Here is a 21,708-nt window from a genome sequence, read left to right as displayed (position 1 = left end):
TTACCGCAGAATAAAAGCTGTATAAAGAACGTCGGTGACAACCTGTTTCGGCTGCCCAACAACGAGCGGAGTCGCCAGCGTCTCTTTGATGGCGGTAATCAGCTGTTGCTTACCTTCCTCGGTGGCGAGTGTGGCTGCATTCTGACGAGAGAACAGCAGTAGCAAGCGGCTGCGCACTTCCGGCAGATATTCGTTAAGACGTGAACGTGTCGCCTCATCTTTCATGCGCAGCGTGATACCGATATACAGCACACGATCTGCATCACCCAGATTGACGGTAAAGGTATCCAGCGCAAAGAATACCGGGGCTGGCGGTGGAGGCGGTTCCGCTTTGACGCTGGCGGACGGCTGCTGCTGCATGCGCCAGTAGCTATAACCCGCAGTTGCGCAGGCGGCGAGGGTAATTAATACCAGCAGAGGGATCCAAATAGCGCGTTTACTTTTTTTGTTAATCGCGGAGTCAGTCATCAGATACGGGCTTCCTGTTTCGGTACAGCTTATGGGCTGATTATCCCGTGTCCTGTCCACGACAAAGCGTGGAAAAGACGCGGATAATCATGCTACCTCTGGCGTTAGGCGAAGATGTCTACTGCACCATCGCCGCGGGCAGCGGCTTGCAGCGAGGCTGGGGTTGCCAGTATTGCGTCATCTTCAGCGGCAAAAATGTCTTGTCCTTGAGCGCGACCAGCCTGCTGTTGCTGCCCGGAAGACTGCTGTTGTCCGGCGAAGCTTTCACTGCTGATGTTGCTTTGCCCCAGTTGAATGCCGCTTTCAGCCAACTGCGTACGCAGCATCGGTAATGCGGCTTCCAGTGCGGCGCGCACGTGACTGTGCGGTGATACCATTTGCAACTGTGCGAGGTTGTCGTCCAGCTTGAGGGAAATATGTACCTGACCCAGGTCCTGCGGATGCAGACGAAGTTCAGCGCTTTGCTGGCCCTGACGCGTGAACAATGTGACGTGCTGGCTCAGCGATTGCTGCCATTCATGGCTACCTAACGGAGCGCTTAACACCGGCGCGGCCGTCGGTAACGGTTGTGCGTGTGTTTGTGGACCACTTAGCGGGGCCGCAGTCATGCCAATGCTGGTCGGTGACGGGGTGTTGTCGATTTCAGCTCTGGCGTTCGCCGCCGCCGTCAGCTGGGTTAGTGTTGGATTGTTTGCCTGATTAGCACCACCGCCAGCAATTGTGACATCCGCTTTGCCTTTTTTGGCATCACCCGGCAGCAATTCGTCTGCGTTATCAGTCGTCGCGCCGTGTACCGCGCCACGTGACAACACCGAAAGCGTGGCATCAACCGGGGCTGGTGCGCTGTCGACGGCAGGCGTAGCCAGCGGTTGTCCTGGCAGCATGGCGAACAACGCGCTCAGGTTGGCGAGATCGTCATCACTCAGCGAGGTGTTTTTTTCGTCCTGCTGAGCAACTTTGCCCAGCGTCGTCAGGGCATTAGCTTTCAGTGAAGGTGTGAGAGCAGACAACAGTTGCTGAGTGTCTGTCATGTCGGCAAGAGAAGTCTCGGTTTGTAGCTCCTGTTGCGCCAACAGATCGGTTAATTTGACCGACTGTGCGGCATCGCCATTTTTTTGCAGTAACCCTTTTTGCAGCTTACTGCTGGCCGCCTGTAAGTCGGCAAGCGACAGCGAAGCGTCTTTACCCTGCGCGTCGCCCGCACCTAATGCGCCAGCCAGCAGCGCTAAAAAATCCTCGGGTGAATCTACCGCTTTGCCTGACTGAAGACCTGCGGCTACGTCGGTGTCGGTGGTAATCAGTTGGGGTAAAGTAATCATTCGGGTTTCCTCATAGCTGCGCGCTGAGCAAATTCATCCATTTTTTTCTGATCCAGACGGTTTTCGGCCAGTAACGCCGCCGAGGTTTGTCTGTCCTGCAACGTCTGCCACGCCTGTAATCGTTGTTTTTTGTCGCGCCAACTGTTCAAAGCCATGTCCACTTTTTGCGTCCACTGATTGAGCTGTTGGCGGTGTTGCTCAATCGCTTTTTCCAGCGTCTGAATGAATTGCTGGTAGTTAATCCAGCGATTGCTGGTAATACCCTGGCCCATATCGGTATTCAGATTGTTGCGATACTCATGCTGATAATCGATCAGCATTTTTAACTGTTCTTCCGCCTGCTGACAGCCACGACGCATCTCTCCTAATAAGACAGCGGCGTCATCTACCTCTTTTTCAGCCAGGTCTTTCAGTGTTGCTAACGCACCATGTTGTGCCATGACCTATGCTCTCCTGCTTAATCACACACCAGGGAAAATCAGTTCTAAAGCTTGTAGAGAATCTTCCCAGTCAGCCCGTTCAAAGATGCCTTGCTGTAAAAACGCTTCCAGCTGTGGCCATAAGGCGATGGCTTTATCCAGCATTGGATCGCTGCCTTTGGCATACGCCCCCACGCTAACCAGATCGCGGTTACGCTGGAAGCTGGACAGCAACTGTTTAAAGTTGCGCACCCGTGCGTAATGTTTTTCACTAATGAGCGCGGTCATGGCGCGGCTGATCGAGGCTTCAATATCGATGGCCGGATAGTGACCCGCCTCGGCCAGATGACGTGACAGCACAATGTGGCCGTCCAGAATTGCGCGCGCGGAATCGGCAATCGGGTCCTGCTGGTCGTCACCCTCGGTCAGTACCGTATAAAACGCGGTGACTGAACCGCCGCCGTGAATACCGTTCCCGGCACGTTCAACCAGCGCCGGTAATTTGGCGAATACTGACGGCGGATAACCTTTAGTCGCCGGCGGCTCGCCGATCGCCAGGGCTATCTCACGTTGCGCCATCGCATAGCGGGTGAGGGAATCCATAATCAGCAATACGTGCTGTCCGCGATCGCGGAAATCTTCGGCGATGCGCGTGGCGTAGGCCGCGCCTTGCATACGTAACAGCGGCGAGACGTCCGCCGGAGCGGCAATCACTACCGAGCGTGCGCGACCGTCAGCGCCGAGAATATTTTCAATAAAATCTTTAACTTCGCGGCCACGCTCGCCAATCAGGCCCACGACGATGACGTCGGCCTGGGTATAACGCGCCATCATGCCGAGCAGGACGCTTTTACCGACGCCGGAACCTGCGAAAAGCCCCATACGCTGGCCGCGACCTACGGTTAACAACGCGTTGATGGGGCGTACACCGGTATCCAGGACGTGTTCAATTGCGGTACGTTGCAGCGGGTTAAACGGCGGTGTAATCAGCGCGCCGGTTTCGGTGGTATCCGGGGCGGGCAGTCCGTCGAGCGGTTTGCCGCTGCCGTCCAGCACACGCCCCAGCAGAGCAGGGCCAAGCGGTAATTGCTTCCCGCTTTGCAGACCTTCTCCGGCAATGTTCTTCGCGTATACGCGCGCGCCGGGCAGAACGCCTTCGACCTCTTCGAGCGGCATCAGAAACAGACGTTGACCGTTAAAGCCCACGACTTCACTTTCGACTTCCTGGGTTTCGTTGCCATCCTGGCGTTCAATGACGCAGGTGGCACCCAGCGGCAGCTGTAACCCCGTGGCTTCCAGCACCAGCCCGGTTGCGCGGGTCAGACGACCGTAACGACGCACCGCAGGCAGCAGCGACATTTTCTCTTCGAAGTTGTCCAGCGTATTGAGCCAGCGAGTCAGGCGAGTGGTCATTACACGACTCCCGGCGCTGCCAGACGGCAGAGTTCTTGCCAGCGTGTGGCGACGCTGGCATCCAGATCGCCTTCGTCGGCTGAGACTTTACAACCGCCGTGATGCAGCGTGGGATCGCCGCGCAGCCGCCAGCCGTGCAGGCTGAGAGTGGCACCGAGCATCTCCTCCACACGCTGGAGATCGTCCGGATGTACGCGTAGCTGTGGCTTACCGCTAAACAGCGGTTCCTGTTGTAATAACTGTTGGATCTGCTTAATCAGCGCAGCGTTATCCACGATAGGCGTCTGACCAATCACCTGACGCGCAGCTTCCAGCGCCATTTGCATCAGGCGCGAGGCAATGACGCTGTCCAGTGCGTCCAGCGTATTCTGAAACTCGCTCACCAGTTGCTGCATACGGGCATGAATCGGCGCATGCTGCGCACGCGCCTGGTTCTGGCCTTGCTCCAGCCCCTGGCTCAGACCTTCCTGATAGCCTTGTTCATGACCCTTTTGTCGACCTTCCGCCAGCCCCGCGTTATACCCTTGCTCATGGGCCTGCATTTGCAGCTGTGCGAGCTGTTGTTCAAGCTGTTGCTCTGCCGAAAGCTCGGGTTCTTCCGTCTCTTCGGACAGCGGCGTTTCGCTGTGGTCGGCCAGCACGAACTCTGCCATCGGTGGGGCGAGATCGTCCGGAGTCCAGACTTTCCACGGCAGTTCGTTAGACATAGGTATCCTCGCCGCTGCCGATCACCATCTCGCCGGTTTCCGCCAGACGACGCACAATAAGCAGAATCGCTTTCTGTTCGTTTTCCACCTGCGACAAGCGCACCGGACCGCGGTTGGCAAGGTCGTCGCGCAGAATATCGGCAGCACGTTGCGACATGTTGCGCAGGAACTTCTCGCGTAGCGGCTGTTCGGCACCTTTCAGGGCAATCAGCAGCGATTCGGAATCCACTTCCTGCAGCAGGCGCTGGATACTGCGATCGTCGACGTCCACCAGGTTTTCGAACAGGAACATCTCGTCGATAATTTTCTGCGCCAGTTCGCCGTCGAACTCGCGTACGGCGGTGATAACCGCTTCTTCCTGCTGGGTTTTCATCAGGTTGATAATTTCTGCCGCCGTTCTCACGCCGCCCATTTTGCTGCGCTTGAGGTTCTGGCCATCGAGCAGACCATTCAATACTTCGGTTAATTCCGCCAACGCGGCAGGCTGTACGCCGCCGAAAGTGGCGATACGCAGCATGACGTCGTGACGTAAACGTTCGTCGAACAGAGCCAGAATATCGGCAGCCTGGCCCCGTTTGAGGTGCACCAGAATGGTGGCGATAATCTGCGGATGCTCGTCGCGGATAAGGTCGGCGGCGCTTTGCGGCTCCATAAAGTTGAGCGTTTCAATGCCGCTGGTGGTATCGCGGGTTTCCAGAATATCTTCCAGCAGGCTGGAGGCGCGTTCCTCGCCCAGCGCTTTCACCAGCACGGAGCGCAGATATTCGTTGGCATTGATATTCAGCGCGGCAAACTGTTCTGCTTCTTGCTCAAATTCGGCCAGCACTTCAGTCAACTGTTTGTTGGAGATCTGGCGTACGTTCGCCATCGCTGTACTCAGCGCCTGAACTTCGCGCGTGGAAAGGTGTTTAAACACCTCTGCCGCGCGATCTTCGCCAATGGTCATCAGCAGGATGACGCTTTTATCGGTACCGGTAAGGGCATTACTCATGATCGTTACTCATCCACTGGCGAATGACCAGCGCCACGACGCGCGGATCGTTATCTGACATTTCACGAATACGCTGGCTCATCACTTCTGCACCCAGACGTTGATTCGTACGACGCTGCTGGGTCTGCTCGTCTTTGCTGAGGCGAACTTCTACCGCTTCTTCGGTTTCCTGACGAATACGCGTTTGTTCTTGTACCGCTTTTGCTTCTTCGCTGCGGCGAACCAACTGCGGGCGAACAGCTTTGCGCCACAGGAACCAGGCAACTAGCAGAACCAGTAACCAACGGCCTGCGGTCATCAACTGATCAATAAAGAACGGCTGTTTCCAGAACGGAAGCTCGCCAATGGAATCGTCGGTCGCCGTGAACGGAGAGTTCACCACGTTCAGGGTATCGCCACGTTTGTCGGAGAAGCCCATCGCTTCGCGGGTCAGGTCCTCAATCTGTTTCATCTGATCGGCGGTTAACGGCAGCGGTTTGCCGTCCGGCAACGTTTTATAGTTGACCACCACAGCCACCGAGAGACGCTGCACATCGCCGACGTTCATTTTGGTGTGGCGAATGGTACGGTCGACTTCATAATTGCTGGTTTCATTGCGCTGCGTACTGCGTGGTCCGGCATTATTGCTGTTATTTGCCGTCTGCGTGGTTTGCGCATTTTGCTGATTAGCCGGAGGGTTGGCGATTGGCGCGGTATTCGCCGGTGCTGGTTGATTAGACAATGCGCCCGGTACGCCGCCTGGCGCTCCGCTTCCGATCTGCTCGCTGACGTTTAACTGGCGTGAACGTAGCACGGCCTGGGAATCATCACCGTTTGGACGGTACTGTTCTTCGGTTTGCTCTTTATTAGCAAAATCCAGCTGCGCGGTGACCTGCGCATGTACGTTACCGTTGCCGACAATCGGTGACAGGATCGATTCGATACGACGTTGAACGCGGCCTTCGACATCGCTGGCGTATTTCAACTGCGCATCGTTAAGATCGCGGCTGCTGGTGTTTGACTGAGTTAACAGATGACCCGCCTGGTCGACCAGCGTAACGTTGCCCGGCGGTAACCCGGCGACAGCGCTGGAAACCAGATGCGTAACTGCACTGATCTGACCTTCATCCAGTGCACGGCCTGGTTCAAGATTCACGGTCACGGAGGCTGAAGGCGCTTTTTGCTCACGCACAAACAGCGACGGTTTCGGCATTGCCAGATGCACGCGGGCGCGTTTTACCGGTCCCAGCGTTTCAATGGTACGGGCTAATTCACCTTCCAGCGCACGCTGGTAGTTGACCTGCTCGCTAAACTGGCTGATACCAAACTTTTCCTGATCCAGCAGTTCAAAACCAACGGCGCCGCCTTTCGGCAGGCCTTGCTGCGCCAGACGTAAGCGCAGTTCGTGGACTTTATCGGCAGGAACTTCTATAGCACCGCTTCCCTCAGTAAAACGATAGGGAACGTTCATCTGCGTCAGTTGGGTGACAATCGCGCCACCATCCTGATCGGAAAGATTGCTGAACAGCGTGCGATAGTCAGGCGCTTTGGCCCACAGGACCATCGCCACGATGATAGCGACGGCAGCGGCTCCCGCCACAATCAAAGGAATTCTGGGATTCGCGCGCAGGCGGTTTAACCACTCGAGAGGTTTAAGCTGGGTTGCAGTCGATGCTGTCGCACTCATCTCGCACCTCGTGGCTTATCGTGGACGGCGTTTTTTGCAAAGTGGAACAAGACTCACTCCCGGGTCAGCAAACTCGAAAAATTGACGGTCTCATTATTTGCGGTTTCGAATTTTTCTATGCGTTAAAAACCGTGGTTTTTTATCGTTATTTAACGCCTTTATCTTATTGACTAACTGGTAATCTCAGCTACGTAAAAAATCATCCAGGGGATCAGAATGTCGGCAATACAGGGGATTGAAGGGGTCATCAGCCAGTTGCAGGCCACGGCGATGTCAGCAAAAATGCAGGATATGCAGCCACAACCGACCGTGAGTTTTGCCGGACAACTGCATGCGGCGTTAGACAGAATCAGCGATGTGCAAACCGCGTCCCGTACGCAGGCTGAGAAATTTACCCTGGGTGAGCCGGGCATTGCGTTAAATGATGTGATGACCGATATGCAAAAAGCGTCGGTATCGATGCAGATGGGTATTCAGGTGCGTAACAAACTGGTGTCGGCGTATCAGGAAGTGATGTCGATGCAGGTGTAGGGACAACGTGCAGATAATGTTTGCCGGATAAGCGCAGTGCCATCCGGCAACCAGTTACTTCTGAATCAAATAGCGGATCGTTGGACCATCCTGCTGAATATCCAGCACCGTATAGCCGTGATTACGCGCATCCAGTGGAATATTGTTGATTGACTGCGGGCAATCGCTCACCACTTCCAGAATTTCACCTTTCTTCAATTGCGGCATCGCTTCCAGCGTGGCTACAGCCGGATATGGACACGGTTCGCCGACCATATCGAGGCGATAATCAGGCACGATATTTTTCATACAGACTCCTTGGCAGGCGTCAGCCCTGCACGACGGAAGAAACGTTTTTCCCAGCCGATAATGAGCATCAGCGCGGCAAACAACAGCAGATAGGTCACCAGCAGACCGCCGAGCGGACCGAAGGTGTTGAGCAGATTCACTTTGTCCCAGTTGGTGGCAAGTGCGGGAGCAAAATCATCCCAGTAGTAGGCCAGAATGGTCGAGCCAATAACGTTGCCCAGACCAACCCACCAGTAATGCACCTGGCCTTCAACGGCGCGATACATCCAGCCGGTTTCACATCCGCCCGCTAAAACGATGCCAAAGCCGAACAGCAAGCCGCCAATCACCGCATTCGGACCCGCCCACATGATTTTAGGCTCGACGCCCAGTTGCACATAGCTAAAGATACCGATGGCGCTGACTGCCATCCCGAAGATAATCGCTTTTGCCATATGGGTGCGACCGGAAATCCACAGGTCGCGGAAGGCGGAGGTGAAGCAGATTTGCGCCCGTTCAATCAGCAGTCCGAACCCAACACCGAACAGCATCGCCAGACCGAGCTTGGGTTTATCCATCGCCGTGAGCAGCGCCCAGCCGATCATGGCGATAAACACCAGCATGCCCAGGCGGAAACGGCGACGGGCCTGATCCGGCTTTTGCGTTAACGGCGAAGCGGCGGAGACTTTCTGCATTTTGACCGGAATACGGAACATCGGCAGCAGGGTAAAGCGTGCGCCAAACCAGGAGCCAATAGCTGTGGCCAGCGCAAAAAACCAGGCGTGTAGCGAGAACTGCGGAATGCCGGTGAAGAATGCGGCCAGGTTACAGCCCATTGCCAGCCGTGCGCCGAATCCGGCGATTGCCCCGCCGACTATCGCCTGCATAATGCGCACCCGACTGCGCGGCATGCGTAACTTGACGTTGTTGGCCCACAGTGCGGCAGCAAAGCAGCCGCCGAACATACCGAGGATCATCATGCCGTCGATGCGGGTCAGGGGTGAGCCTTCGAGATGGATCAGCTTGTAGTATCCCCACTCTTCGGCGTGCACGCCAAACAGTTGCAGGATTTGACCACCCCAGCGGGTGAATTCACCGGTAACGGCCCAGAAGGTTCCCGTAATGCCGAAATAGTAAGTGGAGAGAATACCCGCTGCGATGACCGCAGGGGCGGGGGCCCAAAATTTAATTAACCAGGCCTGTTTGAAGTGTTGCCATGACATGCGTTGTGCCTCTGAACTCAGAAGGTATGTAACAAGAAGTGTGGATACTACACCGTTCAGAATTTTTGACTATGAGTAATAAGAGGTAATACCGTCTGGATCAATCTTTCTCAACGCTGCCGAAAGGCTGGCGAGATCAGGCCTTTAATGCCACAATCCCATTTTCTTCGCATGCAGGATGAATGATGAAAAAATTAGCAATCGTTGGTGTATTTCTGGCGCTTACCGGATGCGCCGAAGTAGAAAATTATAACGACGTGGTGAAAACGCCAGCGCCAGCCGGTCTGGAAGGATACTGGCAGTCAAAAGGTCCGCAACGCAGCCTGGTGAGTCCGGAAGCGATTGCCAGCCTGGTGATAACGAAAGAGGGCGATACGCTGGATTGTCGCCAGTGGCAGCGGGTGATCGCGCTGCCGGGGAAACTGACGATGCTCTCTGGCGATCTCACCAACGTGACGGTGAAACGCGAGCTGTACGAGATCGAGCGCGAAGGCAATACGCTGGAATATGACGGTATGACGCTGCAGCGGGTGGATCGCCCGACGCAGGAATGTGCTGACGTGTTAAAGAAAACGCCGCTGGCGACACCGCTGCCATAAGCCGTACGCCCCGGTAACCATCGGTCACCGGGGTTGAGCTTTACAAAACGTCTTCAATCACCCACACGCTGACGCTCCCGCCGTTACAGAAAAACGTCGCTTCGCCGTTTTCATCGGTGACCACGCTTTCTTCACGATTTCCCAGATAGTCGCGCCAGGTTTTATTGCCATAATTGGCGCCGAGATTGATGGTCTTTTCCCCGTCATCGCCGTTTGACAACACCACCACACAGCCGGGATCCTCGTCCGTGCCGCTGCGGCTAAAAGCGATACAGTTAGGATGATCGAAAAAGAGCGTCTGTACCCCATGCGCGAAGCGCTGGCGTGCGAGGATCAGTTCATCGAGCTGTTCAATGATCGGCATGTCGATAGGATAGGTTTCGCCATCGCCACCGGTGTCTTCGTAATGCGCTCCGTAGAGGTCAGGGTAAAACACCGACGGTACGCCGTTTTCGCGTAACAGGATTAGCGCATAGGCCAGCGGCTTAAACCACGGTTCGACGGGGGCTTCGAGTGCCTGCAATGGCTGGGTGTCGTGATTGGCCACCAGCGTGACGGCATGAAAAGGATCGGCCTCCACCAGAGTGTCGGTGAAAATCTGGCTCATGTCGTAATCGCGGCCCTGACGGGAGGCCTCGTGGAATTTCATCTGCAAAGGGGCGTCGAACAGCATGGTTTTCCCCTCCACCTGATTAATGTAGGTTTGCAGCTTATCGACTTCATGGGACCAGTATTCCGCCACAATAAACAGCGGCTTGGGTGCAACCTCCTGCACGTGCTCAATCCACTCTTTGTAAAACCATGCCGGAATATGTTTCACCGCATCTAATCGAAAACCGTCACACTGGGTTTGCTCCATTACCCAACGCGCCCAGTATTTGAGCTCCTCAGTCACCGCGTGATTGCGAAAATCGATGTTTTCGCCCATCAGATAATCAAAATTACCCAACTCATCATCAACCTGATCGTTCCAGCCTTCACCGGTGTAATCGTTAACGATTTTGAAAATACCGTCTTCGGTGGGGTTTTCGATATGGTCAATGCCGCTGAAGCATTTAAAATCCCAAATGAATTGCGAGTACTGGCCAGCGCGGGCAGGGAAGGTATAGCGCGTCCAGCCCTCGCACTCGACAATCTCATCATCTATTTGCGTGCGATCTTCGGCGTTAACGCGCTGGACGCGGATCTTTTCTTTCTCATCAGCGCCCATTTTGTGGTTAACCACCACGTCCAGCAGTACGGCAATATCATTGTGCTTAAGTGCGTCAATCGCCGCCAGCAGCTGGTTTTTATCACCGTATTTGGTGGCGACGGTTCCCTTTTGGTCGAATTCGCCCAGATCAAACAGATCGTAGGAATCATAGCCAACGGAATAGCCGCCGGAGGCGCCTTTATAGGCGGGGGGCAGCCATACCATATTGATGCCGATATCATTGAGTCCGCCTGCGCGTTCGGCAAGCTCGGGCCAGAGTTGACCGCCATCAGGGTAATACCAGTGGAAGTACTGCAATAACGTGGGATTTTTCATCTTCCGTGCTCCAGAAGTCGTTTGGCCGACCTCTGGAGTATGGAAGATAATTCAGACGAGACGGGAAATTATTGTGGCGAGGTGGGGGCGTCGGGTACCAGCAGCATGCCGGAAAGACGACCATAAGCGTTATTCAGCGTCTTTTGGCGTGTCGACTGGCCGATGAGATTGCTGAGCTCATCCAGACGCTGCTGCAACAACGTTTTGAGCAGTTGTTCGTTATCCAGCGTCTGTTTAATGTACCCGGCCACTAAGTCCTGAATACTTCGCGTAATGCCCGGTGGGGTTTGCTCTTCCATGACCACTTCAATACTTTGCAGATAGGTAACTTCCTGTTCCAGTAAAAGGTCCCACTCACCGCGCTGCGCCAGTTCCAGCAGCGAGTGACTGAGTAGCGCGATGCGCTGCCAACGGTTGATAAACTCCACGGCTGAGGTCATTAACGAGACTCCTGGGACGACGCTTTCGGTGAGATCTGTTTCCAGGCATCTGCAATATTGCCGAGTAACTCTTCGACTTCTTCAATGGCCTGACAATCATTACGCAAGTTAGCTTGCAGTAAACGGCGGATCATATAGTCATACAGCGAGTACAGGTTGGTGGCGATTTCACCGCCAGTTTCCTGATCCAGACCTGCTTTCAGACCATTGTCGATAATGTTAATGGCTTTACTTAACGCTTCACCTTTGGCGACGATATCGCCCTGTTGCATAAACAGGCGAGCGCGCACCAGGGCGCTGTTCGCGCCATCAAACAACATTTCAATCAGCTGATGCGGACTGGCGCTCATTACGCCACTCTCTATGCTGACCTGTGCATAGGCTTTGGTACCGCTCGCGGTATACATGCTTACCTCGTGTTATCAGGAATTACTCATCGCCGTAAATTGCTGGCCCAGATAGTTACTGGTGCTGTTCAGCTTGCTCATCATGGTGTCCAACTGCGTAAACTGCGCTTTATAGCGCGCGACGGTATCGTCGATGCTGTTGCTGACGGCCAGATACTGTTTGGTCAGTTTTTTCAGCGTGGCGTTAATATTGTCCTGGGCAACGTCAATAATGCCGTCATCAGCCAGGTAACCTTTTACTTCGGTGGCGATTTTGGTGGTAATACCGGTTTCTTTACCATCACCAACCAGCAATTGACGAGTCGCCGCGGTGTTATCTTTCAGCGCTTTTTCGAGCTTAGTATCGTCAATTTTCAGCTTGCCTGAGGTACCGTCGGTGGTAATACCGATTTCGCCCAACGTTTTAAACGCACCGTCGCTGGCACCGTTGGAAAACTGGGCGCGAATGCCTATCTGAATAGTACGTACCGCGCTGTCGCCAATCAGTGCACCGTTATTTTTATCTTGCGCTTCAGCTCCAGGATCAACTTCGGTGTATTTGGTCAGCGTTGAGAATGTATCCAGCAGCGAGTTATAGGCGTCCACCCAACCTTTGATCGCTTCTGTTGCTTTATCATTGCTCTTGGTGACGGTGATCCGCGCATCGGTTACTTCTTTAGTCAGATTCAGCGTTACGCCCTGCGGGGCATCGGTAATGGTGTTGCTTGGGCGTTCAATATCAATGCCGTTAACTTTCAACAGTGCATTTTTGGCTTCCACCAACTGTTTCATATTTCCGCTGCCGGCGGTGCTGTCGTAGGCCAGTAAGTCATTAAGCTTGCTGTCGCCGCTGACGGAAATGGTCATCTTATTATCGACACCGCTATCGGCCGTTAATACCAGCTGATAATCATTTTCTTTAACTTTAACTATACTGGCGGAAATACCACTGTCGGCGTCGTTAATGGCATCTCGGATCCCTTCCAGCGACGTTTGGTCTTTGCTGAGTTTAATTTCCAGCGGTTTTTCACGGCCTTTTTGCTCAATTTTGATAGTCCGACTGTCTGAGGAAGTGTCACCTAACGCCTCTTTCATCGAACTGATACCGCTTTTGGTACTTAATGATTGCGCCTGCGCCAGTTGCGTCACGCTGATCATGTAAGTTCCGGGTGCTGCGCCCGCAGATGTCGTTGCAGTCAGATCTTCTGTACTGCTGGTTACGGTAGTACTTTTAAACAGATCGGCGCTATTTAGCGTGGTGTTTGCCGTCTGGAATTTTTCCAGCGCGCTTTTCAGCGTACCGTAGGCGGTTAATCTTGCCGTATTCGAACTCTGCTGCTGGGTAATTGGAGTTAAACGTTTTTTTTCAGCAGTAGTTAAGTTTGTCAGCAATGTATCCAGCGGTAAGTTTGAGCCGACGCCCAGTGATGTAAATGAAGGCATGCCTAATTCCTTGTGATTGCAAACAGTAGTTAAGCGGGTTATCGGCAATCTGCGCGCAAAGTTTAATAATAGTTTTGCAAAAATAATGCGCGGAATAGTGGTGCATATTGCGGGTATTTCTGGGGCTAAGAAAAAAACGACGGAAAGTAAAAATTTTCTAAAGTTCGAATTTAAGGTGCCGATACATGGGTTACGGTGAGAAACCGTGGGCAACAGCCCAATAACATCAAGTTGTAATTGATAAGGAAAAGATCATGGCACAAGTCATCAATACAAACAGCCTGTCGCTGTTGACCCAGAACAACCTGAACAAATCTCAGTCTACTCTGAGCTCCGCTATCGAGCGTCTGTCCTCTGGCCTGCGTATCAACAGCGCGAAAGACGATGCTGCGGGTCAGGCGATCGCAAACCGCTTCACCGCAAACATCAAAGGTCTGACTCAGGCTTCCCGTAACGCCAACGACGGTATCTCCATCGCGCAGACCACTGAAGGCGCGCTGAACGAAATCAACAATAACCTGCAGCGTGTGCGTGAACTGTCTGTTCAGGCAACTAACGGTTCTAACTCCGATAGCGACCTGACTTCTATCCAGAACGAAATCACTCAACGTTTAAGCGAGATTGACCGCGTATCCGGCCAGACTCAGTTTAACGGCGTTAAAGTGCTGGCTCAGGATAACACTCTGAAAATCCAGGTTGGTGCAAACGATGGCGAAACTATCGCCATCGACCTGAAAAAAATCGATTCTAAAACTCTGGGAATGGATGGCTTTAACGTCAATGGTTCAAAAGCAGCAACGGGTAGCGATTTAGTGTCTAAATTCGACGCTACTGGTTATGATGCATATACCGTTGGTGGAAATGAATTTCGAGTTGACTTGAAAACAGGCGCAGTAACTGGCGATAATGGGGCTGGTGTTTTTGAAGCTAAGTTTGTAGATGCAAAAACCGGTGCGCTGGTTAAAGATGATACTAAAACTAACGGAACAGCTAAATATAGCACTACACCAACAGCGGCTAAGGATCCTGATGCTGTAGAGATTGCCACTGCGGCGAAAGATTTAAAAGTTGGTCAGACATTCAAGGCTGCAGGTATTGATTTCACTGTAAGTGGTGCAAATGCAGATGGTGAGGGGCATGGTACTTTCACTGCTAATATTGGCGGCAGTGTTGTAACATTTACCACGGCAGGCACTGACTTAGCTAACTCAACCCTCCAGGCTAGCGATAGCGTTTATACCTCTTCAGTATCGGGTAAATTAACAACTAAAGATAAAGAGACCAACTTGTCTGCTACTGTCAATGATCTTAAGGCTGCAGGTACTAAAACTGGCAGCGCTTTAACCGTTGATGGAAAGGTATACGAAGTCTCTGCTGATGGTAGCAAAGTTACTAACGGCGGCGTTGCAATGTTCCTGAGTCAGAATCAAGCAGGTAAAGCAACTCTGGTTGCCGAAAACGTTGCGAAAAAAGCAACAGCCAATCCTCTGGAGGCTATTGATAAGGCACTGGCGCAGGTTGATGCACTTCGCTCCGATCTCGGTGCCGTACAGAACCGTTTCGATTCTACTATCACCAACCTGGGTAACACCGTTAACAACCTGTCTTCTGCTCGTAGCCGTATCGAAGATGCTGACTACGCGACCGAAGTGTCCAATATGTCCAAAGCACAGATCCTGCAGCAAGCAGGGACTTCTGTACTGGCACAGGCCAACCAGGTTCCGCAGAACGTTCTGTCTCTGCTGCGTTAATTTACGCTTATCGCGCAAACCCCGCTCCGGCGGGGTTTTTTACATTTAGCTTTACCCGTAACCCCTAAATAACCCCCCATTTCACCCACTATTCACCCGATTAAAACCCCTGCAGAAACGGATAATCATGCCGATAACTCATTTAACGCAGGGCTGTTTATCGTGAATTCACTGTATACCGCTGAAGGTGTAATGGATAAACACTCGCTGTGGCAGCGTTATGTACCGTTGGTGCGTCACGAAGCATTGCGCCTTCAGGTGCGTTTGCCGGCGAGCGTAGAACTGGATGACCTGCTACAAGCGGGCGGCATCGGGTTATTGAATGCCGTTGACCGATATGACGCTTTGCAAGGAACGGCATTTACCACTTACGCAGTGCAGCGTATTCGTGGAGCAATGCTGGACGAACTACGTAGCCGGGATTGGGTGCCGCGTAGCGTTCGGCGCAATGCTCGCGAAGTGGCACAGGCGATGGGACAACTGGAGCAGGAATTAGGGCGCAACGCGACGGAAACCGAAGTGGCGGCGCGTCTGGCTATTCCTGTGCAAGAGTATCGTCAGATGTTGCTCGATACCAATAACAGCCAACTCTTCTCTTATGACGAGTGGCGGGAAGAGCATGGCGATAGTATTGAGCTGGTGACGGAAGAACATCAGCAGGAAAACCCGTTACAACAGCTTCTTGAGGGTAACCTACGCCAGCGCGTGATGGACGCGATCGAGGCGTTGCCGGAGCGCGAAAAGCTGGTGTTAACGCTGTACTACCAGGAAGAGCTGAATCTGAAAGAGATTGGCGCGGTACTGGAAGTCGGGGAATCACGGGTCAGCCAGTTGCACAGTCAGGCCATCAAACGTCTACGCACCAAGCTGGGTAAGCTATAGGGGTACATTATTACCCCTGAACAATGCCGCATTACGAATTGACTACCAGGAGTTCTCATGACGGTGCAGCAATCAAAAAGACGGCCTCTAAGCCGCTACCTCAAAGATTTCAAACACAGCCAGACGCATTGCGCCCATTGCTTTAAGTTGCTCGACCGGATCACGCTGGTTCGTCGTGGGCAAATTGTGAATAAAATCGCCATCGCCCGACTGGACACTTTGTTGGATGAAGCCGAATGGGAACAGGAGAAAAAAGAGTGGGTGGCACTGTGTCGTTTTTGCGGTGATTTGCATTGCAAAGAGCAGAGCGACTTTTTCGATATTATCGGTTTTAAACAGTTTTTATTTGAGCAGACCGAAATGAGTCACGGCACGGTACGTGAATACGTTGTCCGCCTGCGTCGCCTCGGGAATCACCTGACCGAACAAAATATCTCTCATGACCTGCTGCAGGAAGGGTTCCTCGACGAAAACCTTGCCCCGTGGCTGCCGGAAACCAGCACCAACAATTACCGCATCGCCTTACGTAAGTATGAGCAGTTTAAAGCCCATACGCATATAGGGCATATGCAGAAATCCTCCTGGACAGCCAGTTCTGATATATATTAAAAACGAATAAGGTGTAACAGAGTCGTGTTTGTGGAACACAGCAAACGCTTTACACTGTAGTCATAAATGATAGTCACTAATGACAATATTCGGGGTAACTATGAAATTAGCACTTCTGGGACGTCAGGCTCTGATGGGTGTAATGGCTGTTGCACTTGTCGCTGGAATGAGCGTAAAGACTTATGCAGATGAAGGTCTGTTAAATAAAGTTAAAGAGCGCGGCACGCTGCTGGTGGGCCTGGAAGGGACCTATCCCCCGTTTAGTTTTCAGGGCGATGACGGCAAGCTGACCGGTTTCGAAGTGGAGTTTGCTGAGGAACTGGCCAAGCACCTTGGGGTGAAAGCTAACCTGAAGCCGACCAAGTGGGACGGTATGCTGGCCTCTCTTGATTCCAAGCGCATTGATGTGGTCATCAACCAGGTGACCATCTCTGACGAACGTAAGAAAAAATACGATTTCTCTACCCCGTATACGGTTTCTGGTATTCAGGCGCTGGTGAAGAAAGGTAATGAAGGCGTTATTAAGACCGCTGCCGATCTGAAAGGTAAAAAAGTCGGCGTTGGTCTGGGCACCAACTATGAAGAGTGGCTGCGCCAGAACGTGCAGGGCGTGGATATTCGTACCTATGATGATGACCCGACCAAATACCAGGATCTGCGTGTAGGTCGTATCGACGCCATTCTGGTTGACCGTCTGGCGGCGCTGGATCTGGTCAAGAAAACCAAGGATACGCTGGCTGTAACCGGTGAAGCATTCTCCCGCCAGGAGTCCGGTGTGGCGCTGCGCAAAGGCAATGAAGATCTGCTGAAAGCGGTTGATGCGGCCATTGCTGAAATGCAGAAAGACGGTACGCTGAAAGCCCTGTCTGAAAAATGGTTTGGGGCGGATGTGACGAAATAATCGTCATCCGGATAAAAAAGGCGCCTTTAACAGCGCCTTTTTTTATTTCATTGCGCCTGAACGTGCATAATAAAAAGAACATCACAACAACGAATACCGGAGGCTGTATGCCGCTGCATAATTTAACGCGCTTTCCACGTCTGGAATTTATTGGCGCGCCAACGCCGCTCGAATATCTTCCACGCTTCTCCGACTACCTCGGGCGCGATATTTTCATCAAACGCGATGACGTCACGCCGATGGCTATGGGCGGCAATAAGCTGCGTAAGCTGGAATTCCTGGCCGCAGACGCACTTCGTGAAGGTGCTGATACGCTGATAACCGCGGGTGCCATCCAGTCTAACCATGTTCGCCAGACGGCGGCGGTAGCGGCTAAGCTTGGCCTGCACTGCGTGGCGCTGTTGGAAAATCCGATTGGCACTACTGCGGAAAACTATCTCACCAACGGCAACCGTCTGCTGCTGGACCTGTTTAATACGCAAATCGAAATGTGCGATGCGCTGACCGACCCGAATGCGCAACTTCAGGAACTGGCGACGCGCATTGAAGCACAGGGCTTCCGCCCGTATGTGATCCCCGTTGGCGGTTCTAACGCCCTGGGCGCATTGGGTTATGTGGAAAGCGCGCTGGAAATTGCCCAGCAGTGTGAAGGGGCCGTTGCGCTTTCTTCCGTTGTGGTGGCATCGGGCAGCGCGGGAACGCACGCCGGGCTGGCCGTGGGCCTGGAACAACTGATGCCAGACGTCGAGCTTATCGGCGTGACCGTCTCGCGCAGCGTCGCCGATCAAAAGCCCAAAGTAGTAACGTTACAGCAGGACATTGCCCGCGAACTGGAACTGATGGCCTCGGCGGATATCCTGTTATGGGACGATTATTATGCGCCGGGCTACGGTACGCCAAACGAAGAGGGCATGGAGGTGGTAAAACTGCTGGCGCGCCTGGAAGGCATTTTGTTGGATCCGGTGTATACCGGTAAGGCGATGGCGGGTTTGATTGACGGTATCAGCCAGAAACGCTTCAAAGACGAAGGCCCAATCCTCTTTATTCATACCGGTGGGGCACCTGCACTGTTTGCCTACCATCCTCACGTGTAACAACCAGGTCGAAAAACGCTAATGCATGAAAGTATCCAACTGGTAATTGATTCTCTGCCGTATCTGCTCAAAGGCGCAGTTTTTACGCTGCAACTGAGTATCGGCGGGATGTTTTTTGGCCTCGTGCTGGGGTTTATCCTGGCATTGATGCGTCTGTCGCCACTGCTGCCTGTGCGCTGGCTGGCGCGTTTTTATATCTCTATTTTTCGCGGAACACCGCTGATTGCCCAGCTGTTCATGATCTATTACGGTCTGCCGCAGTTTGGTATTGAGCTTGATCCCATCCCGGCGGCGATGATTGGCTTGTCGCTGAATACGGCGGCCTACGCTGCGGAAACCCTGCGTGCGGCAATCTCTTCCATCGATAAAGGGCAGTGGGAGGCAGGCGCCAGTATTGGTATGACGCGCTGGCAGACCATGCGCCGGGCAATCCTGCCGCAGGCTGCGCGCGTTGCGTTGCCGCCGCTGAGCAACAGCTTTATCAGTCTGGTGAAAGATACTTCTTTGGCCGCCACTATTCAGGTTCCGGAACTGTTCCGTCAGGCGCAGCTGATTACCTCGCGTACGCTGGAAGTCTTTACGATGTATCTGGCGGCCTCGTTGATTTACTGGGTGATGGCGACGGTGCTTTCTGCGCTGCAAAACTATTTTGAAGAACAACTGAACCGCCAGGAGAGAGAGCCGAAATGAGTGCTATCGAAGTCAGAAACCTGGTCAAAAAATTTCATGGGCAAACGGTGCTGCATGGGATCGATCTTGACGTCAAACCTGGTGAAGTAGTAGCGATTATTGGGCCGAGCGGATCGGGCAAAACCACGCTGCTGCGTAGCATTAATTTGTTGGAGCAACCGGAGGCGGGCACTATTAAAGTGGGTGAGATTACCATTGATACCGCGCGTTCGTTGACTCAGCAGAAAGGGCTGATTCGTCAGTTACGTCAGCACGTCGGTTTTGTGTTTCAGAACTTTAATTTGTTCCCGCATCGGACGGTGCTGGAAAACATTATTGAAGGGCCGGTGATAGTCAAAGGTGAACCAAAAGCTGAAGCGACAGCTCGTGCGCGTGAATTGCTGGCGAAAGTCGGGCTAGCAGGTAAAGAAACCAGCTATCCGCGGCGTTTATCGGGCGGACAGCAGCAGCGCGTAGCGATTGCCCGGGCACTGGCGATGCGACCTGAGGTTATTTTATTTGATGAACCTACCTCAGCGCTTGACCCTGAACTGGTTGGCGAGGTGCTGAATACCATTCGCCAGTTGGCGCAGGAAAAACGCACCATGGTAATTGTGACGCATGAAATGAGCTTCGCTCGCGATGTTGCCGATAGAGCGATATTTATGGATCAAGGACGGATAGTGGAGCAGGGACCAGCAAAATCCTTATTCACGCATCCGCAGCAGCCGCGTACCCGTCAGTTTCTTGAGAAGTTTTTGATGCAATAAATAGTGCATATAGCACTCGTCGGAATTGTTTCTGGCGAGTGCTGTTCGCATAACTATTTATAATTATTGCTTTATTATTAATGCTTGAATCTGTTACTTCCTTCCACTGTTGAGTAATACTCAAGTAATTCTTCATTTGTCCGATAATTTGCATATATAAAATACATTTATGTGTTAGCTTGTTTCATATGTTTGGATGATTATCAATCTCAGGGGCATTACCACTTAGTATGCAGGATCATGATTTCTTCACCTGGCGACGGAGCATGCTGTTACGCTTTCAGGAAATGGCGACGGCAGAGGATGTCTATACGGAATTACAACAACAGACGCAGCACTTAGAGTTCGATTTTTACGCGCTCTGTGTTCGTCATCCGGTACCTTTTACCCGACCTAAAACGTCTCTTCATACGACCTATCCCAAAGCATGGGTGGCGCATTATCAGTCCGAAAATTATTTCGCCATTGATCCGGTGCTGAAACCTGAAAACTTCAGTCAGGGGCATTTACCCTGGAACGATACTCTGTTTCGCGATGCGCAACCTTTGTGGGACGCCGCACGCAATCACGGTTTACGCAAAGGGATGACGCAATGCTTAATGTTGCCTAATCGGGCGTTGGGTTTTTTATCTGTATCGCGTGCAAGTATTCGTAACAGTCGCCTTGCGAGCGATGAAGTGGAGCTCAGGATGCAGCTTCTGGTGCGGGAAAGCCTGTCTGTACTGACGCGGCTGGAAGATGACATGGTTATGGCGCCAGAAATGCGCTTTAGCAAGCGGGAAAAGGAAATATTGAAATGGACGGCGGAGGGGAAGACCTCTTCTGAGATAGCCATCATTCTGTCGATTTCTGAAAATACCGTGAACTTCCATCAGAAGAATATGCAAAAGAAATTCAATGCACCAAACAAAACGCAGATAGCCTGTTATGCCGCGGCAACCGGGCTTATCTGAGTAAATTATCGTTCTGAGTGTCAGACGCAAAACCGGCTGAGAGCATTGCTATCAGCCGGTTTCTTTTTACTGGCGGTAAGCTTGTTTAATTTGCTTAACCGTGTTGGAAAATACCGCCGCCTGTGATTGATCTTCAATCAGCGCGAGCTGTTTTTCCATTTTAAGAATCACGCGGCCTGCATCGGCTTGACCCATTGCCTGCAGCATCAGCGTTAACATGGCTTTCAGGCAGGTGACTTCATTGGCCAGTTCCTGGTTATTCTCAGCAGTGGAAAAGTCAGGCGTACTCATTTATTTTCCTCGTTATGTTTCAATGAAAAAGTGCGATGTCAAATCTTAAGGCGGCGGAGTATACCATAAGCGAGGCTAAAAATATCTGTGGTTGTTTTTTGCGCGGACCAATGTTGTGGACATTAAAATAAACAACATGTTGCAGTGCATATATTTTCTCCACATGTTGTTTATTTCGAGTATTTTCCTCGTTAATTATTGTTACAACTTTGACTGCCTATTTTGCATTCAGCGGGGGAATATGAATTTTTTGTCACTATTCTGAAACAGCTATGCAGATATAACCGTGGCAGAAGGCTGTCAGGACTGAAAGTTTCCACTCGTCGTACAATCTAATTTCCAAAAACGAGAGCAAAATCGAAAGTCGGGCGTTTTTTACATTTCAAAG

25 protein-coding genes are annotated in these 21,708 nt (G+C 52.4%); 10 read left to right on the top strand and 15 right to left on the bottom strand.

What is annotated here, in order from left to right; translation table 11 throughout:
* The 7 genes from fliL to fliF all read right to left on the bottom strand — a co-directional run bounded on the left by fliL (nucleotide 1) and on the right by fliF (nucleotide 6,983).
* Nucleotides 1–468 (bottom strand): flagellar basal body-associated protein FliL, encoded by a 468-nt coding sequence (gene fliL, locus OGY13_RS17400; RefSeq protein ID WP_003834054.1) that lies wholly within the window; start codon nucleotides 466–468, stop codon nucleotides 1–3.
* Nucleotides 469–572: 104 nt separating this feature from the next.
* On the bottom strand, nucleotides 573–1,787 hold the full coding sequence (gene fliK / locus OGY13_RS17395; protein ID WP_213752299.1) for a flagellar hook length control protein FliK: 1,215 nt from the start codon (nucleotides 1,785–1,787) through the stop codon (nucleotides 573–575).
* Nucleotides 1,784–2,227 (bottom strand): flagellar export protein FliJ, encoded by a 444-nt coding sequence (gene fliJ / locus OGY13_RS17390; RefSeq protein WP_003834052.1) that lies wholly within the window; start codon nucleotides 2,225–2,227, stop codon nucleotides 1,784–1,786. Before fliJ ends, fliK begins: the two co-directional genes overlap by 4 nt.
* A 21-nt stretch (nucleotides 2,228–2,248) precedes the next feature.
* Complete coding sequence (gene fliI, locus OGY13_RS17385; protein WP_003030440.1) at nucleotides 2,249–3,619, bottom strand: flagellar protein export ATPase FliI; 1,371 nt, start codon at nucleotides 3,617–3,619, stop codon at nucleotides 2,249–2,251.
* Nucleotides 3,619–4,326: a flagellar assembly protein FliH gene (gene fliH, locus OGY13_RS17380; RefSeq protein WP_003834049.1), complete on the bottom strand. Its 708-nt coding sequence runs from the start codon at nucleotides 4,324–4,326 to the stop codon at nucleotides 3,619–3,621. The genes fliI and fliH overlap by 1 nt, the downstream gene beginning before the upstream one ends.
* Entirely contained in the window at nucleotides 4,319–5,317 is a 999-nt protein-coding gene (gene fliG / locus OGY13_RS17375) for a flagellar motor switch protein FliG (RefSeq protein ID WP_003030443.1), read from the bottom strand. Before fliG ends, fliH begins: the two co-directional genes overlap by 8 nt.
* Nucleotides 5,310–6,983, bottom strand: coding sequence for a flagellar basal-body MS-ring/collar protein FliF (gene fliF, locus OGY13_RS17370; RefSeq protein WP_213752298.1), 1,674 nt, complete (start codon nucleotides 6,981–6,983; stop codon nucleotides 5,310–5,312). Before fliF ends, fliG begins: the two co-directional genes overlap by 8 nt.
* 216 nt (nucleotides 6,984–7,199) lie before the next feature.
* On the opposite strand from fliF, the gene fliE reads away from it, so the two are divergent.
* Nucleotides 7,200–7,514 carry a flagellar hook-basal body complex protein FliE gene (fliE, locus tag OGY13_RS17365; RefSeq protein WP_003030448.1) on the top strand — a complete coding sequence of 105 codons (315 nt, stop codon included), beginning with the start codon at nucleotides 7,200–7,202 and terminating at the stop codon, nucleotides 7,512–7,514.
* A 54-nt stretch (nucleotides 7,515–7,568) separates the two neighbouring features.
* Here fliE and yedF read toward each other — a convergent pair whose 3' ends face one another.
* Both yedF and yedE read right to left on the bottom strand, forming a co-directional pair.
* Complete coding sequence (gene yedF, locus OGY13_RS17360) at nucleotides 7,569–7,802, bottom strand: sulfurtransferase-like selenium metabolism protein YedF (RefSeq protein WP_000790504.1); 234 nt, start codon at nucleotides 7,800–7,802, stop codon at nucleotides 7,569–7,571.
* Nucleotides 7,799–9,004: a selenium metabolism membrane protein YedE/FdhT gene (yedE, locus tag OGY13_RS17355; protein WP_032943831.1), complete on the bottom strand. Its 1,206-nt coding sequence runs from the start codon at nucleotides 9,002–9,004 to the stop codon at nucleotides 7,799–7,801. Before yedE ends, yedF begins: the two co-directional genes overlap by 4 nt.
* A gap of 185 nt (nucleotides 9,005–9,189) precedes the next feature.
* Between yedE and yedD the strand changes: the two genes are divergently transcribed.
* Entirely contained in the window at nucleotides 9,190–9,603 is a 414-nt protein-coding gene (yedD, locus tag OGY13_RS17350) for a lipoprotein YedD (protein ID WP_008785103.1), read from the top strand.
* A gap of 40 nt (nucleotides 9,604–9,643) precedes the next feature.
* Here yedD and amyA read toward each other — a convergent pair whose 3' ends face one another.
* From amyA to fliD, 4 genes are all read right to left on the bottom strand, one after another.
* Complete coding sequence (amyA, locus tag OGY13_RS17345; protein ID WP_048216064.1) at nucleotides 9,644–11,131, bottom strand: alpha-amylase; 1,488 nt, start codon at nucleotides 11,129–11,131, stop codon at nucleotides 9,644–9,646.
* Between the two features lie 68 nt (nucleotides 11,132–11,199).
* Entirely contained in the window at nucleotides 11,200–11,571 is a 372-nt protein-coding gene (fliT, locus tag OGY13_RS17340) for a flagella biosynthesis regulatory protein FliT (RefSeq protein WP_008785101.1), read from the bottom strand.
* The gene (gene fliS / locus OGY13_RS17335; RefSeq protein ID WP_213752297.1) at nucleotides 11,571–11,978 is read right to left on the bottom strand and encodes a flagellar export chaperone FliS; all 408 of its coding nucleotides are present in this window, start codon (nucleotides 11,976–11,978) and stop codon (nucleotides 11,571–11,573) included. Before fliS ends, fliT begins: the two co-directional genes overlap by 1 nt.
* A gap of 15 nt (nucleotides 11,979–11,993) precedes the next feature.
* Nucleotides 11,994–13,400, bottom strand: coding sequence for a flagellar filament capping protein FliD (gene fliD / locus OGY13_RS17330; protein ID WP_186413239.1), 1,407 nt, complete (start codon nucleotides 13,398–13,400; stop codon nucleotides 11,994–11,996).
* Nucleotides 13,401–13,654: 254 nt separating this feature from the next.
* Between fliD and OGY13_RS17325 the strand changes: the two genes are divergently transcribed.
* The 8 genes from OGY13_RS17325 (at nucleotide 13,655) to sdiA (ending at nucleotide 21,029) form a co-directional block, all read left to right on the top strand.
* Entirely contained in the window at nucleotides 13,655–15,151 is a 1,497-nt protein-coding gene (locus tag OGY13_RS17325) for a flagellin N-terminal helical domain-containing protein (RefSeq protein WP_186413240.1), read from the top strand.
* A gap of 162 nt (nucleotides 15,152–15,313) precedes the next feature.
* On the top strand, nucleotides 15,314–16,033 hold the full coding sequence (locus OGY13_RS17320) for an RNA polymerase sigma factor FliA (protein WP_003030465.1): 720 nt from the start codon (nucleotides 15,314–15,316) through the stop codon (nucleotides 16,031–16,033).
* A 57-nt stretch (nucleotides 16,034–16,090) separates the two neighbouring features.
* Nucleotides 16,091–16,642 (top strand): flagella biosynthesis regulatory protein FliZ, encoded by a 552-nt coding sequence (fliZ, locus tag OGY13_RS17315; RefSeq protein WP_016150547.1) that lies wholly within the window; start codon nucleotides 16,091–16,093, stop codon nucleotides 16,640–16,642.
* 100 nt (nucleotides 16,643–16,742) lie between these two features.
* A complete protein-coding gene (gene tcyJ / locus OGY13_RS17310; protein WP_003030469.1) occupies nucleotides 16,743–17,543 on the top strand; it encodes a cystine ABC transporter substrate-binding protein in 801 nt (266 codons plus the stop codon).
* A 107-nt stretch (nucleotides 17,544–17,650) separates the two neighbouring features.
* Nucleotides 17,651–18,637 (top strand): D-cysteine desulfhydrase, encoded by a 987-nt coding sequence (gene dcyD / locus OGY13_RS17305; protein ID WP_213752296.1) that lies wholly within the window; start codon nucleotides 17,651–17,653, stop codon nucleotides 18,635–18,637.
* Between the two features lie 21 nt (nucleotides 18,638–18,658).
* On the top strand, nucleotides 18,659–19,327 hold the full coding sequence (gene tcyL / locus OGY13_RS17300; protein WP_003030474.1) for a cystine ABC transporter permease: 669 nt from the start codon (nucleotides 18,659–18,661) through the stop codon (nucleotides 19,325–19,327).
* A complete protein-coding gene (gene tcyN / locus OGY13_RS17295; protein WP_003030477.1) occupies nucleotides 19,324–20,076 on the top strand; it encodes an L-cystine ABC transporter ATP-binding protein TcyN in 753 nt (250 codons plus the stop codon). The genes tcyL and tcyN overlap by 4 nt, the downstream gene beginning before the upstream one ends.
* Nucleotides 20,077–20,306: 230 nt before the next feature.
* Nucleotides 20,307–21,029 (top strand): quorum-sensing transcriptional regulator SdiA, encoded by a 723-nt coding sequence (gene sdiA, locus OGY13_RS17290; RefSeq protein ID WP_008785095.1) that lies wholly within the window; start codon nucleotides 20,307–20,309, stop codon nucleotides 21,027–21,029.
* Between the two features lie 66 nt (nucleotides 21,030–21,095).
* On the opposite strand, the gene OGY13_RS17285 is transcribed toward sdiA, so the two are convergent.
* Nucleotides 21,096–21,320 carry a DUF2594 family protein gene (locus OGY13_RS17285; RefSeq protein WP_003030482.1) on the bottom strand — a complete coding sequence of 75 codons (225 nt, stop codon included), beginning with the start codon at nucleotides 21,318–21,320 and terminating at the stop codon, nucleotides 21,096–21,098.
* 19 nt (nucleotides 21,321–21,339) lie between these two features.
* Entirely contained in the window at nucleotides 21,340–21,483 is a 144-nt protein-coding gene (locus tag OGY13_RS25170) for a hypothetical protein (protein WP_418219448.1), read from the bottom strand.
* Between the last annotated feature and the right edge of the window lie 225 nt (nucleotides 21,484–21,708).

The sequence above is a fragment of the Citrobacter sp. Cpo045 genome (genome assembly GCF_030332875.1).
GTDB lineage: Bacteria > Pseudomonadota > Gammaproteobacteria > Enterobacterales > Enterobacteriaceae > Citrobacter > Citrobacter portucalensis.
This window is presented reverse-complemented; position numbering and strand designations above follow the sequence as displayed.

Excerpts from the sequence above, each read along its gene's own strand:
- fliF (WP_213752298.1), bottom strand. The coding sequence starts at position 6,983 with ATGAGTGCGACAGCATCGACTGCAACCCAGCTTAAACCTCTCGAGTGG.
- sdiA (WP_008785095.1), top strand. The coding sequence starts at position 20,307 with ATGCAGGATCATGATTTCTTCACCTGGCGACGGAGCATGCTGTTACGC.
- tcyJ (WP_003030469.1), top strand. The coding sequence starts at position 16,743 with ATGAAATTAGCACTTCTGGGACGTCAGGCTCTGATGGGTGTAATGGCT.
- fliH (WP_003834049.1), bottom strand. The coding sequence starts at position 4,326 with ATGTCTAACGAACTGCCGTGGAAAGTCTGGACTCCGGACGATCTCGCC.
- tcyN (WP_003030477.1), top strand. The coding sequence starts at position 19,324 with ATGAGTGCTATCGAAGTCAGAAACCTGGTCAAAAAATTTCATGGGCAA.
- dcyD (WP_213752296.1), top strand. The coding sequence starts at position 17,651 with ATGCCGCTGCATAATTTAACGCGCTTTCCACGTCTGGAATTTATTGGC.
- fliL (WP_003834054.1), bottom strand. The coding sequence starts at position 468 with ATGACTGACTCCGCGATTAACAAAAAAAGTAAACGCGCTATTTGGATC.
- fliD (WP_186413239.1), bottom strand. The coding sequence starts at position 13,400 with ATGCCTTCATTTACATCACTGGGCGTCGGCTCAAACTTACCGCTGGAT.
- fliJ (WP_003834052.1), bottom strand. The coding sequence starts at position 2,227 with ATGGCACAACATGGTGCGTTAGCAACACTGAAAGACCTGGCTGAAAAA.
- fliE (WP_003030448.1), top strand. The coding sequence starts at position 7,200 with ATGTCGGCAATACAGGGGATTGAAGGGGTCATCAGCCAGTTGCAGGCC.
- fliS (WP_213752297.1), bottom strand. The coding sequence starts at position 11,978 with ATGTATACCGCGAGCGGTACCAAAGCCTATGCACAGGTCAGCATAGAG.
- yedF (WP_000790504.1), bottom strand. The coding sequence starts at position 7,802 with ATGAAAAATATCGTGCCTGATTATCGCCTCGATATGGTCGGCGAACCG.
- fliZ (WP_016150547.1), top strand. The coding sequence starts at position 16,091 with ATGACGGTGCAGCAATCAAAAAGACGGCCTCTAAGCCGCTACCTCAAA.
- tcyL (WP_003030474.1), top strand. The coding sequence starts at position 18,659 with ATGCATGAAAGTATCCAACTGGTAATTGATTCTCTGCCGTATCTGCTC.
- yedE (WP_032943831.1), bottom strand. The coding sequence starts at position 9,004 with ATGTCATGGCAACACTTCAAACAGGCCTGGTTAATTAAATTTTGGGCC.
- amyA (WP_048216064.1), bottom strand. The coding sequence starts at position 11,131 with ATGAAAAATCCCACGTTATTGCAGTACTTCCACTGGTATTACCCTGAT.
- OGY13_RS17285 (WP_003030482.1), bottom strand. The coding sequence starts at position 21,320 with ATGAGTACGCCTGACTTTTCCACTGCTGAGAATAACCAGGAACTGGCC.
- OGY13_RS17325 (WP_186413240.1), top strand. The coding sequence starts at position 13,655 with ATGGCACAAGTCATCAATACAAACAGCCTGTCGCTGTTGACCCAGAAC.
- fliI (WP_003030440.1), bottom strand. The coding sequence starts at position 3,619 with ATGACCACTCGCCTGACTCGCTGGCTCAATACGCTGGACAACTTCGAA.
- fliT (WP_008785101.1), bottom strand. The coding sequence starts at position 11,571 with ATGACCTCAGCCGTGGAGTTTATCAACCGTTGGCAGCGCATCGCGCTA.
- fliK (WP_213752299.1), bottom strand. The coding sequence starts at position 1,787 with ATGATTACTTTACCCCAACTGATTACCACCGACACCGACGTAGCCGCA.
- fliG (WP_003030443.1), bottom strand. The coding sequence starts at position 5,317 with ATGAGTAATGCCCTTACCGGTACCGATAAAAGCGTCATCCTGCTGATG.
- yedD (WP_008785103.1), top strand. The coding sequence starts at position 9,190 with ATGAAAAAATTAGCAATCGTTGGTGTATTTCTGGCGCTTACCGGATGC.